We start from the raw sequence: 14,052 nt of genomic DNA on the forward strand, positions 1-14,052 counted from the left end.
AAACGGCCCCGTCCCAGCGGACGGGGCCGTTTCTGCAGCCGGACTCAGTTGCCCGAGCGGCGCTTGTTGTAGACGTCGAACGCGACGGCCAGCAGCAGCACGAGACCCTTGACGGCCTGCTGCCACTCGATGCCGATGCCCATGATCGACATGCCGTTGTTGAGCACACCGATGATGAGACCACCGATGATGGCGCCGCCGATGGTGCCGACACCGCCCTGCACCGCCGCACCGCCGATGAAGGCCGCCGAGATGGCCTCGAGCTCGAAGCCGTCACCGGCCTTGGGCCCTGCCAGGTTCAGACGGGCCGTGAAGATGAGGCCTGCCAGCGCGGCGAGCACGCCCATGTTCACGAACAGCCAGAAGTCCACACGGCGCGTCTTGATGCCCGACAGCTCGGCGGCGTGACGGTTGCCGCCGATCGCGTAGATGTGGCGGCCGAAGACGGTGCGGTTCATCACGATGCCGTAGATGAGCACCAGCGCGGCCAGGATGATGAGGGTCACCGGGATGCCCTTGTACGAGGCCAGCGCCCAGGTGAACCAGCCGATGACGGCGGCCACGAGCACCAGCTTGATGACGAACCAGACCACCGGGTCGACGACCTGGTCGTACTTCTGGCGGCCGCGGCGGGTGCGCACCTGCTGCACGACGAGCGCGACGATGGCGACCGCGCCGATCAGCAGCGTGAACACGTCCGGATCGGATTCACCGAAGATGCCGGTGAGGAAGCCGTTGCCCAGCGCACGGTACTCGGTGGGGAACGAGCCGATGTTGGCGTTGCCGAGCACGACCAGCGCGAGCCCGCGGAAGATCAGCATGCCCGCCAATGTCACGATGAACGCGGGTATGCCGACGTAGGCGACCCAGAAGCCCTGCCAGGCGCCCACCAGCGCTCCGATGAGCAGCGACAGGATGATCGAGAGCCACCACGGCATCCCCATCTTCACGGCGAACACGCCCGAGACGGCACCGATGAAGGCGGCGACCGAGCCGACCGACAGGTCGATGTGGCCGGCGATGATGATCATCACCATGCCGATGGCGAGCACGAGGATGTACCCGTTCTGCACGATGAGGTTCGAGATGTTCTGCGGCCGCAGCAGGATGCCGTTGGTGAGGATCGTGAACAGGGTCACCACCGCGATCAGCGCGATGAAGATGCCGTTCTTGCCGAGGTCCGACAGGACCGTGGTCAGCCACCTCGTGAAGGCGTTCTCCGGGGGGTTGATCCGCGCGCCCGCGGCGACGTCGTTCGGGAGATTGTCGTTGGACATGGTCGTGTTCTCCTGAGCCCCGTCAGCGGGGCTTCTCCATGGTCATGAGCTTGAGGACGGATTCGGGGGTGGCCTGCTCGATCGGCATCTCACCGGTGATGCGTCCCTCCGAGAGGGCGTACACGCGGTCCGAGATGCCGAGCAGCTCGGGCAGCTCGGAGGAGATCACGATGATCCCCTTCCCGGCCGCGGCGAGCTTGTTGATGATCGTGTAGATCTCGTACTTCGCACCCACGTCGATGCCGCGGGTGGGTTCGTCGAGGATCAGCACCTCGGGATCGGAGTAGATCCACTTCGACAGCACGACCTTCTGCTGGTTGCCGCCGGAGAGCTTGCCGGTGGGCACCAGCACGCTGGGCGCCTTGATGTTCATCGAGGTGCGGAACCCGTTGGCGACCTTGAACTCCTCGTTGTCGTCGACGAGTCCGGCCTTCTCGAGCTTGCGCAGCGAGGCCATCGAGATGTTGCGCTTGATGTCCTCGATGAGGTTCAGGCCGTAGGTCTTGCGATCCTCGGTGGCGTAGGCCAGACCGTTGTCGATCGCCTCCGACACCGAACGGGTCTTGATCTCCTTGCCGCGCAGGTAGACCTTGCCCGAGATGCGGGTGCCGTAGGAGTGCCCGAACAGGCTCATCGCGAACTCGGTGCGCCCCGCGCCCATGAGCCCGGCGATGCCGACGATCTCGCCCGCCCGCACCGTGATCGACACGTTGTCGACGACGACACGGCTCGGGTCCTGCGGGTGGTGGGCGGTCCAGTCCTCCACGCGCAGCAGCTCTTCGCCGATGTGGGGCTCGTGGTCGGGGTAGCGGTGCTCGAGGTCGCGACCCACCATGTCCTTGATGATGCGGTCCTCGGTCACATCGGCCTTGGCGATCGTCTCGATCGTCTTGCCGTCGCGGATGATCGTGACGGTGTCGGCGACCTTCTTGATCTCGTTGAGCTTGTGGCTGATGATGATCGACGTGATCCCCTCGGCGCGGAGGTTCAGGATCAGGTCGAGCAGGTGATCGGAGTCCTCGTCGTTCAGGGCGGCGGTCGGCTCGTCGAGGATGAGGAGCTTGACCTCCTTCGACAGCGCCTTGGCGATCTCGACGAGCTGCTGCTTGCCGACGCCGATCTGGTTGACCTTGGTGGTGGGGTTCTCCCGCAGACCCACGCGCCGCAGCAGCTGCGCGGCCTCGTGGTTGGTCTGGTTCCAGTCGATCAGCCCGCCCGGACCCTTGCGCTCGTTGTTGAGGAAGATGTTCTCGGCGATCGACAGGTAGGGGCTCAGCGCCAGCTCCTGGTGGATGATCACGATGCCGCGGGCTTCGCTGTCGCGCAGGTTCTTGAACTCGACGACATCGCCGACGAAGTGGATCTCGCCGTCGTACGAGCCGTGGGGGTAGACGCCGGACAGCACCTTCATGAGGGTGGACTTGCCGGCGCCGTTCTCGCCGCAGATGGCGTGGATCTCGCCACGCTCGACGGCGAAGTTGACGTTGGAGAGGGCCTTCACGCCCGGGAACGTCTTGGTGATGCCGCGCATCTCGAGGATGGTCTCGCTCACGGTTTCCGACTTCCTTAGGGGATGGATGGGTGGTGCTGGTGGCGGGCGGGCCCGCCACCAGCACCGTGGTGAGAGGTGTGGCCTGCTTAGAGGCCGAGCTCCTCAGCCGTCCAGTAGCCGGTGTCGACCAGCGCGGACTCGACGTTGTCCCTCACGACCGGGACCGGGGCCAGCAGGTACGACGGGACGACCTTGACGTCGTTGTCGTACGTGGTGGTGTCGTTGGTCTCCGGCTCTTCGCCGTTGAGCACCGAGACGGCCATGCCGGCGGCGACCTTCGCGAGCTCACGCGTGTCCTTGAAGATCGTCGCGTACTGCTCGCCCGACAGGATCGCCTTGACCGAGTCGACCTCGGCGTCCTGGCCCGAGATGATCGGCCACTCGTCGCCGACGCTGTAACCGGCGTCGGTGAGGGCGCCGATGATGCCGCGCGAGATGCCGTCGTAGGGCGAGAGCACCGCGTTGACCTTCGAGCCGTCCGAGTAGTTCGCCGTGATCAGGTTCTCCATACGGCTCTGGGCCTCTTCGCCGTCCCAGCGCAGCGTCGCCGCCTGCTCGATGTCGGTCTGGCCCGACTTCACGACGAGCGTGCCGTCGTCGATGAAGGGCTGGAACACGTCCATCGCGCCGTTGAAGAAGAAGAACGCGTTGTTGTCGTCCAGCGAGCCGGCGAACAGCTCGATGTTGAACGGGCCGGCCGGAGCGTCCGGCAGCGGGTTGCCCTCGAGGTCGGTCAGACCGAGGCCGTTGAGCACGGTCCAGGCCTGCTGGTTGCCGACGAGCTCGTTGTCGAACGTGGCGTAGTAGTCCACGTTCTCGGTGCCCTTGATGAGGCGGTCGTAGGCGATCACCGGGATGTCGCTGTCGGCGGCGGTCTGCAGCACCTCGGAGAGCGTGGTGCCGTCGATCGAGGCGACGATGAGCGCCTCGGCCCCCTTCGTGATCATGTTCTCGATCTGCGAGACCTGCGTGGGGATGTCGTCCTCTGCGTACTGCAGGTCGACGGTGTAGCCCTGGTCCTCGAGAGCCTTCTTGACGGCGTCGCCGTCCTGGATCCAGCGCTCCGACGACTTGGTCGGCATGGCCACGCCGATGAGGCCGCCGTCGCCGCCGCCCTCGCCGCCGCTGCCGCTGTCTCCCGAGCCCGAGCAGCCGGTGAGCATGAGCGCGCCGACGGCGAACGCCGCGATGGCGATCTTCTTGATCTTCACTGTGGTTCCTTTCCAGTGGACTTCACTGTCTTGGTGTGGTGTTGAGTTGTCCTCGATGGTGCGAGTGTGACCGCTTGATCCGCGCGCGAAGCGCGGGTCACCGGCGGTCGTCGGTGGTCTGGCCGTAGACGTTCTGGTACCGGTTGTAGAGGGCGTCGATCGCTTCCTGCGGGATCGGGACGAGCTCGCCGCCCTGCCGGGCGAGGTGGACGGTGCGCGCGACGTCTTCGAGCATCACCGCGGCCTTCACGGCATCCTTCGCCGTCGCCCCGATCGTGAACGGCCCGTGGCTGCGCATCAACACCGCCCGCGACCGGTGCCCGGTCAACGTGTCCACGATGCCCCGACCGATCGAATCGTCGCCGATGATCGCGAACGGCCCCACCGGGATCGGACCCCCGAACTCATCGGCCATCGCCGTGATCACACACGGGATCTCCTCCCCCCGCGCCGCCCACGCCACCGCATAATCCGAGTGCGTGTGCACGACCCCGCCGACCTCCGGCATGTTCCGGTACACATACGCGTGCGCCGCGGTGTCCGACGACGGCGACCGGTCACTGCCGGGCGTTCCCGCCACGACATTCCCGTCGAGATCGCACAGGATCATGTTCTCCGGCGCGAGATCGTCATACGACACACCCGACGGCTTGATCACGAACAGATCCGCATCCGGCACCCGGCCCGACACGTTCCCCCCGGTCCACACCACCAGCCCGTACCGCACCAACTCCGCATGCAACCCCGCCACCTCGGCCCGCGTCCGCGCAATCGCAACCTCGGTCTTCACACCCGCGACATAGGCGTCGGTGCGATCGGCGGCGGTGCTCATGCGGTGGACTCCTTCGTCCGACGTATCGTTCGATGCCGCGAGGTGCGGTGTCGTGTGACAGTCGATGTGACCGTTCACATTGCGAAACTATAGACCCACGGTCGACCGGGCTGTCAACTCCCGGCGTGTCCCGGTTGATATCGGGTTGGTAACGGGCCCTCAGCGGATGCCGACGGGCGCCGACGAGCTGCGCACGCGCAGCTCCGGCAGGATCACCGCCGCGGTCTGCTCCCCCGAGGCGGAGCCCAGCAGCAGATCCACGCACCGGCGGCCCAGTTCGGCGAAGTCCTGACGCACCGTGGTCAGCGGGGGCCAGAAGTGGGCGGCCTCGGGGATGTCGTCGAACCCCACGATGCTCACGTCGCGCGGACAGTCCAGGCCCTCGGCGCGCACCGCGTGCATGAGCCCCAGCGCCATCTGGTCGTTCGACGAGAAGATCGCCGTGAAGTCGCGCACCCGCAGCATCTCGCGCCCCGCGTAGTAGCCGAACTCCGCCGTCCAGTCCCCCAGGATCGGCGCCGTCGTGGGGATGTCCCAGGCGCTCATCTCGTCGAGGAAGCCGCGCATGCGCGCCTCCGCCTCGATCCAGTCCTGCGGGCCGGCGAGGTGGTAGATGTTCCGGTGCCCCAGCTCGATGAGGTGCCGCGTGGCCAGGCGGGCACCGGCGATCTGGTCGACCGAGAGCGTGTGATCGGGGTCGAGGTCGGTGGACTGCAGGGTCACGTAGGGCAGGTCGGGCTTCTGCGCAATGAGGGCGCGGATCACCCGCGACTGGGGCGCGATGACGACGAGTCCCTCGATCCCCTGGGCCATGAGGTGCGACAGCCCGTCGGGGATCGACGAGGGGTCCGTGGGGTCGATGTTGGCCGTCGACGCCCAGTAGCCGCGGGCCCGCGCAGCGGCCTCGATCGCCGCGATCGACGAGGCGGGGCCGTACTGCGTGGCCGACGCGGCGAGGATGCCGATGGTGTGCGAGCGGCTGGTGACCAGGGCCCGCGCCGCGCGGTTCGGGCTGTACGACAGGTCGGACATCACCGCCCGCACCCGCTCGCGCGTCTCGGGCCGGATGCTCGGATGGTCGTTGAGCACGCGCGACACCGTCTGATGCGACACCCCGGCGAGCCGGGCCACATCGCGGATGCTGGGCCGGCGCCCCTGGGCCTCGTCGCTCATGGTGTCTCTCCGTCACCCGATGTGCACGGTCACATCAGTCGTGCCCATTATGACCCGACAGGCCCCGGATATCGAGGAATTCCCGTGTGACAGTCACACGCGAGGCGCGGACTCCTGTGACAACGGCCCGCTTTGTCACATCGCGGGTCGCCGGCGGCCCGCGCATAGGATGCGGTCATGGACGACCTGTCGCGGCATCTGCCGCTGTCGCAGCGCTCCGGCGTCGACGAGTCGGGCGCCACCGCCGACCGCCGTGCCGACATCGCCCGGGTGCGCGAGCGCCACGCCGAGCTGGTCGCCGGAGCGCAGCCGGAGCGCTCGGTGGAGTCGGAGCGGGCGGTGCAGGAGTCGGCGCGCGCGGCGCAGCCGGAGCGGGCGGCGCAGCCGGAGCGGGCGGTGCAGGCGGAGCGGGCGGCGCAGCTGCGGGCCGAAGCCGACGGCATCCGCCGGGGACCGCGCCGCCCGATGCGCGATCTGGTGGCCGCGGTGCGCGAGCTCGCCGCCGACGCCGGCGACGCGCCGCTCGGGCTGCCCGCGCACATCACCGGCGCCGTCGCGCTCTACCAGGTCGGCCGGGCGCCGTTCCAGCGCCGTGCGGTCGTGAAGGGCCACACGCTGCGCGCGAGCGATGCCGGCTGGGAGTTCGGTCGCGGTCCGGTGCTCGAGGGCACCGCCGACGACATCGTGCGGTTCCTGCTCGGCCTCGGCGACGAGCCGCCGCGCCCGGTCAGCTCGCGGTGATCAGCGCCCGGTAGAACCCGATCCCCCGCAGCCACACCGCCACGCGGATGCGTTCGTTGTGCGAGTGCAGGGCGTCGCGCTCGGCGCGGGTGAGGTGGAACGGCGTGAACCGGTAGACGTGGTCGCTGATGGCGGTGAACCAGCGGCTGTCGCTGGCGCCCAGCTGGATGTACGGGGCGGTGATGATCTGGGCGCCGCCGGGAGCGGGCAGCGCCGCGGCCACCGCCGTCGCCAGGCGGCGCCACGGCTCGCCGCGCCAGGGCGACACCGGCGACGGGTCCGACCCGTGCCGCACCTCGACCTCCACGGCGGGATCGGCGACGATCCGGCGGATGCGCGCGGCGGCCGAGGCGACGGTGTCGCCGGTGAGCAGCCGGATGTTCACCGAGGCGCGCGCCGTGGTCGCCAGCACGTTCTCGCCGGGGGCGCCGGCGAGCTCGGTGACGACGGCGGTCGTGCGCACGAGGGCGTTCATCTCGGCGCCCAGGCGGGGGAAGACCCGGGCCAGCAGCGGTCCGGTGAGCCCGAGGTTGCCGAACACCCATCGGTAGGGCGGGTCGGCGTGCGGGGCGACGGTGGCGAACAGGGCCCGCACCGGCGGGGCGATGCGCACCGGGAACGGGCGACGGTGGATGCGCGAGATCGCCCGGGCCAGCCGCGCGGTGGCGGGGAAGGCGGGCGGCGTGGAGGCGTGACCGCCGTTCTCGCGCGCCGTCAGCAGCACGGTCATCACGCCGCGCTCGGCGACGCCGACCATCGCGGTGGGCGCGTGCACGCCGGGCACGGCCCCTTCCACGACCGCGCCGCCTTCGTCGAGCACGAGGCCGGGGCGGACGCCCCGCGCGGTGAGGGCGGCCACGATCGCGCGCGCTCCCCCACCGGCGGTCTCCTCGTTGTGGCCGAACGACAGATAGACGTCGCGCGCCGGGGTGTACCCGTCGGCGACAAGCTGCTCGACCGCCTCCAGGATCGCCACGAGCGCGCCCTTATCGTCGATGGCGCCGCGGGCGTGGATCGCCGCCTCCGCACCGTCGCCGACGATCTCGGCGTCGAAGGGGCCGTGCTCCCACTCGTCCGACACGACCGGCACGACGTCCAGGTGCGCCATCAGCACCAGCGGGTCCGCCGCGTCGGCGCCGGCCCACCGGTACAGCAGCGAGTGCCCGTCGACGATCTCGCGCTCCAGGGCCGCGTGCGTGCGGGGGTACAGGCGCGGCAGCGCCGCGACGAACGCGTCGAACGGCCCCTCATCGATCAGTGTCTCGTCGGCGTGCGAGACGGTCGGGATGCGCAGCAGCTCCCGGAACCGTTCGACCGCCGCAGCATCCCGCTCATCCACCCCCCGAGCATATTGCCGCCCGCCCCGCCCCTCACCCCCGCGAAACTCCTCCAATCCGCCCGCCGCACGCCTCGCGAGCCCCACAAACCCCCGATTCCGCGACGATCTGGAGGAGTTTCGCGACCCGCGGCCCACCACCCCGCCCCGCACCGCGCCCCACAACCCCGGCTCGCACCCCGCGCTCACGCCCGCACCCCGCCCCCGGGGCCCTCGCCCGCACCCCGGCCGCGCCCCCACCTCTCCCTCGCGAAACTCCTCCCATCCGCACGCCGCACGCCCCTCCAGCCCCGCAAACCCCCGATTCCACGACGATCTGGAGGAGTTTCGCGTCCCGCACCCCGCGAACCCGCCCCCGCGCGCGAACTGCCACGCCGCCGCGCGGCGCCGGGCCGACCGCCCGTAGGCTCGGGGGCATGACCGGACTCAGCTCAGACCCCGCTCACTCCGCCGCCGCGCCCGGCCTCCGCTGGGGGATCCTCGCCACGGGCGGCATCGCCCATGCCTTCACCTCCGACCTTCGCACCGCCGGCCGCCAGATCACCGCGGTCGGCTCCCGCCGCCCCGAGGCGGCCGCCGCCTTCGCGCAGCAGTACGGCATCGGCCACGCGCACGGGTCGTACGAAGACCTCGTCGCCGACCCCGATGTCGACATCATCTACATCGCGACGCCGCACCCGTCCCACGCCGAGAACGCCCTGCTCGCGCTGGATGCCGGCAAGCACGTGCTCGTCGAGAAGCCGTTCACCCTCACCGCAGCCGAGGCGCAGCGCGTCGCCGACCGCGCCGCCGAGCGCGGCCTGCTCGCCATGGAGGCGATGTGGACGCGCTACCTGCCGCACATGGTGCGCATCCGCGAGATCATCGCCACCGGCACGCTGGGCGAGGTGCGCGCGGTGTTCGCCGACCACACCCAGAAGATCTCCGCCGACCCGGCGCACCGCCTCAACGCCCTCGAGCTCGGCGGCGGCTCGCTGCTCGACCTCGGCATCTACCCGGTGTCGTTCGCCTGCGACGTGCTGGGCGTGCCGGATGCCGTCACCTCGGCCGCCCGTCTCGGCGAGACCGGCGCCGACGCCGAGGTCGCGACGATCGCGACCCACCCGGGCGGCGCCCTGTCGACGTCGATCTCGACCTCGCGCGCCGCCGGCCCCAACCGGGCGACCGTGCTCGGCACCGATGCGCGCATCGAGATCAACGCCACCTGGTACTGCCCGACGTCGTTCCGGGTGGTCACCGCCGACGGCACCGTGCTCGAGGAGTACGCCTCGGCGATCGAGGGCCGGGGCATGCAGTTCCAGGCGCTCTACGCCGAGAAGCTCATCGCCGCGGGCCGCACCGACAGCGACCTGCTGCCGATCGCCGAGAGCGTGGCCATCATGCGGCTGCTCGACGAGGTGCGGGCGCAGATCGGGGTCGTCTACCCCGGCGAATAGCCGTCAGCGTCGCGTGGACCACAGCGCCCACGCGACGAGCACGGGCTGGAACAGCAGCCGCACGTACCGCGCGCGGTCGTCGTCGAGGCCGAAGCCGGCGCGCTTGCCGGTGGCCTGGGCGATGTTGCCGGGGAAGATCGCGATGAAGAAGGCCGCCAGGATCGCCCCGATCCGCCGGCGCTCCTTGGGCAGCACGACCAGCGCCGCCCCGAGCATGATCTCCACGGCGCCGGATGCCACGACGACGCCGTCCTTGTCGATGGGGACGACCTCGGTGACGAGGTCGGGCACCTGCGCCTGGAACTCCTTGCGGGCCCAGAACAGGTGACTCAGTCCCGCGAACACCATGCCGGCGGCGAGCAGCCATCTCGCGAACGTTCTCATCGTCCGAGTATGTCCTGCCCGCCGCCGTGCGTCGATGCCGGCTCAGGCGGCGAAGGGGATGGAGCCCACGAGCACGCCGACGGCGAGCATCGCCAGCGACACGATCGTCGCGCGCCACAGCACCTTCTTGTGGTGGTCGCCGAGGTTGACGTTGGCCAGCGACACGAGCAGCAGGATGGCCGGCACGAGCGGGCTCTGCAGGTGCACGGGCTGGCCGGTGATCGAGGCGCGCGCCATCTCGACGGGGGCGATCCCGAAGTGCGAGGCGCTCTCGGCGAGCACCGGCAGGATGCCGAAGTAGAAGGCGTCGTTGGACATGAAGAACGTGAACGGGATCGACAGCACCCCGGTGATCACGGCGAGGTAGGGGCCGAGAGATGCCGGGATGACCGAGGTGATCCATGCCGCCATGGCATCCACCATGCCGGTGCCGCCGAGCACGCCCACGAGCACGCCGGCGGCGAGCACCATCGACACGACCCCGACGATCGAGGGGGCGTGGGCGACGATCTCGTCGCTCTGCTGCTTGAGCTTGGGGAAGTTGACCAGCAGCGCCACGGCCGCGCCGACCATGAAGACGTAGGCGAGCGGGAACAGGTCGAGCACGAGCAGCACCATGACCGCGGCCGTCAGGGCCAGGTTGAACCAGATGAGGCGGGGGCGCAGCGTCGCGCGGTTGGGGTCGAGCATGGTGTCGGCCATCGCGGTGTCGGCGGGGTCGACGGCCGCGGCGGCGACGGCTCCCCGGCCGCCGCGCACGGTGACGATGTTGCCGGTGCGCAGCGTTGCGGCGGCGCCCGGCTTGGTCTCGGCCCCGCGGAACAGGCGGGGCGCGTCGAGGCGCCCGCCGCCGCCGGCGGCACCGGCCGACTCGATGCGGCTGAGGTCGACGACGCCGGCGAGGCGGCGGCGCTCCGACAGTCCCAGGAACCAGGCGAAGGCCAGCGCGATGACGATGCCGGTCGCCAGCGACGGCAGCATCGGCACGAACACGTCGGTGGGCTGGAGGCCGAGGGCGGTGGCGGCGCGCACGGTGGGGCCGCCCCAGGGCACGATGTTGAGCGTGCCGTTCATGAGCCCGGCGACACAGGTGAGCACGACGGGGCTCATGCCCAGCCGCAGGTAGATCGGCAGCATCGCCGACGTCGTGATGATGAAGGTGGTCGACCCGTCGCCGTCGAGCGAGACCGCGCCGGCCAGCAGCGCCGTGCCGAGGACGACCTTGGCGGGGTCATCGCCCAGCAGCCGCGTGATGAAGCGGATGAGCGGGTCGAACAGGCCGACGTCGATCATGATGCCGAAGTACATGATCGCGAACATCAGCAGTGCCGCGGTGGGCGCCATGGAGCCGATCGCGTCGATGATCATCTCACCGAGCCCGAGTCCGGCCCCCGCGAACAGGCCGAACACGGTGGGCACGAGGATGAGGGCGACCATCGGGGTGAGGCGGCGGGTCATGATGAGCGCCATGAAGGCGAGCACCATCGTGAACCCGAGCACGACGAGCACGCCGTCGGAGGGCGTGAACGCCAGGTCGTAGCCCTCGTCGGCTGCTGCCGCTGCGAGGACGGCGGGGATCGGTGACATCTCGACTCCTTCGTCTGTGTCCACGTGGACCCGTGGAGGGGATGCGGAGACTCTAGGCACCGGCGGCGGCGCGCGGCGGGTATCTCGCATTGCGGGACGTTCTGCGCGTACCGTGAGTTGAGCGCATTCTGCTCACCGCGCCGAAGGGATCGCATGCGCTTCACCACCCGCGTGCTGCTGCTGCAGCTGGCGACCGTCGCCGGCGTGGTCGTGGTGTGCACGGTGGTCTTCCTGTTGCTGGGCGTGCAGCAGCTGCGCGCTGAGGCCGAGAGCTCGGCGCTGAACATCGCCCGCACGATCGCCGAAGACCCGCAGGTGCGCGCCGAGGTGACCGCCGTCTCCGCCCTGCCCGGCGACCCGACCGCCGCCGCCCTCGAAGACGGCCCGCTGCAGGCGTATGCCGGCGCGGTCACCGCACGCACCGGCACCCTGTTCGTCGTGATCGCCGACGACCGCGGCATCCGCCTCGCCCATCCGGATGCGGGCCTGCTCGGCCGGCCGGTCAGCACCGACTTCACCGAGGTGCTCGCCGGCAACGAGGTGGTCACGTGGGAGCGGGGCACCCTGGGCGTGTCGGCGCGCGCGAAGGTGCCGATCCTGCCGCCGGGCGGCGGTGTGCCGGTGGGCGAGGTGAGCGTCGGCTTCGAGCCGGCGAGCGTCTTCGACGACCTGCCCGCCCTCATCGCCGGCATCGCGGCGGCGGCGGTGGGCGCGCTGGCGCTCGGCGTGCTCGCCGCGCTCGTGCTGCGGCGCCGATTCGAGCGGCTGACCCTGGGCCTGCAGCCCGAAGAGCTCGTCGCCCTCGTGCAGACCCAGGCCGCCGTGCTCGACGGCGTCGGCGACGGCGTGGTCGCATTGAGCGGTGACGGCGTGGTGCGGGTGTGCAACGACGATGCCGCGCGGCTGCTGGGCATCCCGGATGCCGTGGGCACACCGTTCGCGCAGCTCGGGCTGCCCGCCGAGATCGTCGCCGCCGTCGCTGAGGGCACCGCCCGCGACGGCGTGGTGGTGGGCTCCCACGTGGTCTACGTCGACGCGCAGCCGGTGTCGCATCAGGGGCGCCGGCTCGGGAGCGTGCTCATCGTGCGCGACCGCACCGACCTGCTGGCCCTCAGCGAGCGCCTCGAGTCGGTGCGCGCGCTGTCGGGGGCGCTGCGGGTGCAGCGGCACGAGTTCGCCAACCGGCTGCACGCCGCGGCGGGGCTGCTGGATGCCGGTCGTCACGCCGAGGCGCGGGCGTTCCTGGCCGGGCAGCTGGAGCGCGGGCCGGTCGATCTCGCGGTGGCGGGCATCGAGCTGGTCACCGATCCGGTGCTGCAGTCGCTCGTGGGCGCGAAGGCGATCGAGGCGGCCGAGCGCGGTGTGGCGCTGCGGGTGGGTCCCGACACGCTGCTGCTGCGTCCGCTCGCCGAGGTCGAAGACGTCGCGGCGGTGCTCGGCAACCTCGTCGACAACGCCGTCTCGGCCGCCGTCGCCGCCGCCGAGCCGTGCTGGGTCGAGGTGTCGTTCTTCGGCGACGGGACCGATCTCGTGCTCACCGTCGCCGACTCCGGCGCCGGCGTCGCCACCGGCGCCGCGCCGTTCGAGCGCCGCGCCCAGCCCGACGACGACCGCCTGCACGGTCTCGGCGTCGGCCTGCCGCTCTCGCGCGATCTCGCCCGCCGCCGCGGCGGCGACCTCTGGATCGCCGATCCCGGCGGCACCGCTCCCGGCGGCGCCGATCCCGACGGTCCCCAACCCGGCGGCACCGATCCCAACGGCCCGGATGCCGACGGCCCGGGCACCGGCGCCGTGTTCGCCGCCCGGTTGCCCGGCGTGCTGCGCGCCCCCACCACGCCCGAGGAGTCCTCCCCATGACCGCACCCGTTCTCGTCCTCGTGATCGACGACGACTTCCGCGTCGCCGGGCTGCACCGCGACATCGTCGCCGAGCGCCCCGGCTACCGCGCCCTGGAGCCGGCCCGCACCCTGCACGAGGCAGCGGCGGCCATCCGCGACCACCGCCCCGATCTGCTGCTGATCGACGCCTACCTCCCCGACGGCGACGGCATCTCCTTCCTCGCCGCCGCCGACGTCGACGGGTTCGTGCTGTCGGCGGCGACCGAGGCGGCCGCCGTGCGCCGGGCGCTGCGCGCGGGTGCGCTGGGCTATCTGACCAAGCCGTTCGAGCGCCGCGCGCTGGTCGACCTGCTCGACCGGTACCTGCGCTACCGCAACCTGCTCTCCGGCGGCACACTCGGCCAGGCCGACATCGACCGCGCGCTGGCGGTGCTGCACGGCGGCGGCGAGGGCGCATCGCTGTCGCGAGGCGCCACCGAGCAGCTGATCCTCGCCGCCCTCGGCGACGGCGAGGCCTCGGCCAGCGAGATCGCCGAGCGCGCCGGCATCTCGCGGGCCACCGCGCAGCGCCACCTGTCGGCGCTGGCGACCCGCGGCGGCATCCAGGTGCGCCTGCAGTACGGCACGACCGGGCGCCCCGAGCACCGCTACGCCGCACGGTGAACGCGCTCGATAGGCTGGCAGG

Annotated in this window: 12 protein-coding genes; 4 read left to right on the plus strand and 8 right to left on the minus strand. The window is 70.9% G+C overall.

The genetic code is table 11. The annotated features are described in order from the left end of the window. Positions 1 to 44: 44 nt before the first annotated feature. The 5 genes from mmsB to N3K63_RS10160 form a co-directional block, all read right to left on the minus strand. Positions 45 to 1,277 (minus strand): multiple monosaccharide ABC transporter permease, encoded by a 1,233-nt coding sequence (gene mmsB, locus N3K63_RS10140; protein WP_261580019.1) that lies wholly within the window; start codon positions 1,275 to 1,277, stop codon positions 45 to 47. Positions 1,278 to 1,299: 22 nt separating this feature from the next. Continuing rightward, positions 1,300 to 2,829, minus strand: coding sequence for a multiple monosaccharide ABC transporter ATP-binding protein (mmsA, locus tag N3K63_RS10145; RefSeq protein ID WP_261580020.1), 1,530 nt, complete (start codon positions 2,827 to 2,829; stop codon positions 1,300 to 1,302). An 86-nt stretch (positions 2,830 to 2,915) separates the two neighbouring features. Further along, complete coding sequence (gene chvE / locus N3K63_RS10150) at positions 2,916 to 3,992, minus strand: multiple monosaccharide ABC transporter substrate-binding protein (RefSeq protein ID WP_390895157.1); 1,077 nt, start codon at positions 3,990 to 3,992, stop codon at positions 2,916 to 2,918. A gap of 145 nt (positions 3,993 to 4,137) precedes the next feature. Further along, complete coding sequence (locus tag N3K63_RS10155; RefSeq protein WP_261580022.1) at positions 4,138 to 4,872, minus strand: L-ribulose-5-phosphate 4-epimerase; 735 nt, start codon at positions 4,870 to 4,872, stop codon at positions 4,138 to 4,140. Positions 4,873 to 5,031: 159 nt separating this feature from the next. Next, positions 5,032 to 6,045: a LacI family DNA-binding transcriptional regulator gene (locus tag N3K63_RS10160; protein WP_261580023.1), complete on the minus strand. Its 1,014-nt coding sequence runs from the start codon at positions 6,043 to 6,045 to the stop codon at positions 5,032 to 5,034. Between the two features lie 177 nt (positions 6,046 to 6,222). On the opposite strand from N3K63_RS10160, the gene N3K63_RS10165 reads away from it, so the two are divergent. Then, positions 6,223 to 6,786, plus strand: coding sequence for a hypothetical protein (locus tag N3K63_RS10165; protein WP_261580024.1), 564 nt, complete (start codon positions 6,223 to 6,225; stop codon positions 6,784 to 6,786). On the opposite strand, the gene N3K63_RS10170 is transcribed toward N3K63_RS10165, so the two are convergent. After that, positions 6,773 to 8,125 carry a M20/M25/M40 family metallo-hydrolase gene (locus tag N3K63_RS10170; protein WP_261580025.1) on the minus strand — a complete coding sequence of 451 codons (1,353 nt, stop codon included), beginning with the start codon at positions 8,123 to 8,125 and terminating at the stop codon, positions 6,773 to 6,775. The two genes, N3K63_RS10165 and N3K63_RS10170, sit on opposite strands and share 14 nt — an antisense overlap. A gap of 413 nt (positions 8,126 to 8,538) precedes the next feature. On the opposite strand from N3K63_RS10170, the gene N3K63_RS10175 reads away from it, so the two are divergent. After that, complete coding sequence (locus N3K63_RS10175) at positions 8,539 to 9,558, plus strand: Gfo/Idh/MocA family protein (protein ID WP_261580026.1); 1,020 nt, start codon at positions 8,539 to 8,541, stop codon at positions 9,556 to 9,558. 3 nt (positions 9,559 to 9,561) lie between these two features. On the opposite strand, the gene N3K63_RS10180 is transcribed toward N3K63_RS10175, so the two are convergent. Together N3K63_RS10180 and N3K63_RS10185 are read right to left on the minus strand one after the other, a co-directional pair. After that, on the minus strand, positions 9,562 to 9,942 hold the full coding sequence (locus N3K63_RS10180; RefSeq protein ID WP_261580027.1) for a DoxX family protein: 381 nt from the start codon (positions 9,940 to 9,942) through the stop codon (positions 9,562 to 9,564). A gap of 42 nt (positions 9,943 to 9,984) precedes the next feature. Further along, a complete protein-coding gene (locus tag N3K63_RS10185; protein ID WP_261580028.1) occupies positions 9,985 to 11,529 on the minus strand; it encodes a CitMHS family transporter in 1,545 nt (514 codons plus the stop codon). Between the two features lie 153 nt (positions 11,530 to 11,682). Here N3K63_RS10185 and N3K63_RS10190 point away from each other — a divergent pair, with 153 nt between their 5' ends. Together N3K63_RS10190 and N3K63_RS10195 are read left to right on the plus strand one after the other, a co-directional pair. Continuing rightward, positions 11,683 to 13,386: a sensor histidine kinase gene (locus N3K63_RS10190; protein WP_261580029.1), complete on the plus strand. Its 1,704-nt coding sequence runs from the start codon at positions 11,683 to 11,685 to the stop codon at positions 13,384 to 13,386. Further along, positions 13,383 to 14,030, plus strand: coding sequence for a response regulator (locus tag N3K63_RS10195; protein ID WP_261580030.1), 648 nt, complete (start codon positions 13,383 to 13,385; stop codon positions 14,028 to 14,030). Before N3K63_RS10190 ends, N3K63_RS10195 begins: the two co-directional genes overlap by 4 nt. Positions 14,031 to 14,052 lie beyond the last annotated feature (22 nt).

Source organism: Microbacterium festucae, assembly GCF_025421715.1.
GTDB classification, from domain to species: domain Bacteria; phylum Actinomycetota; class Actinomycetes; order Actinomycetales; family Microbacteriaceae; genus Microbacterium; species Microbacterium festucae.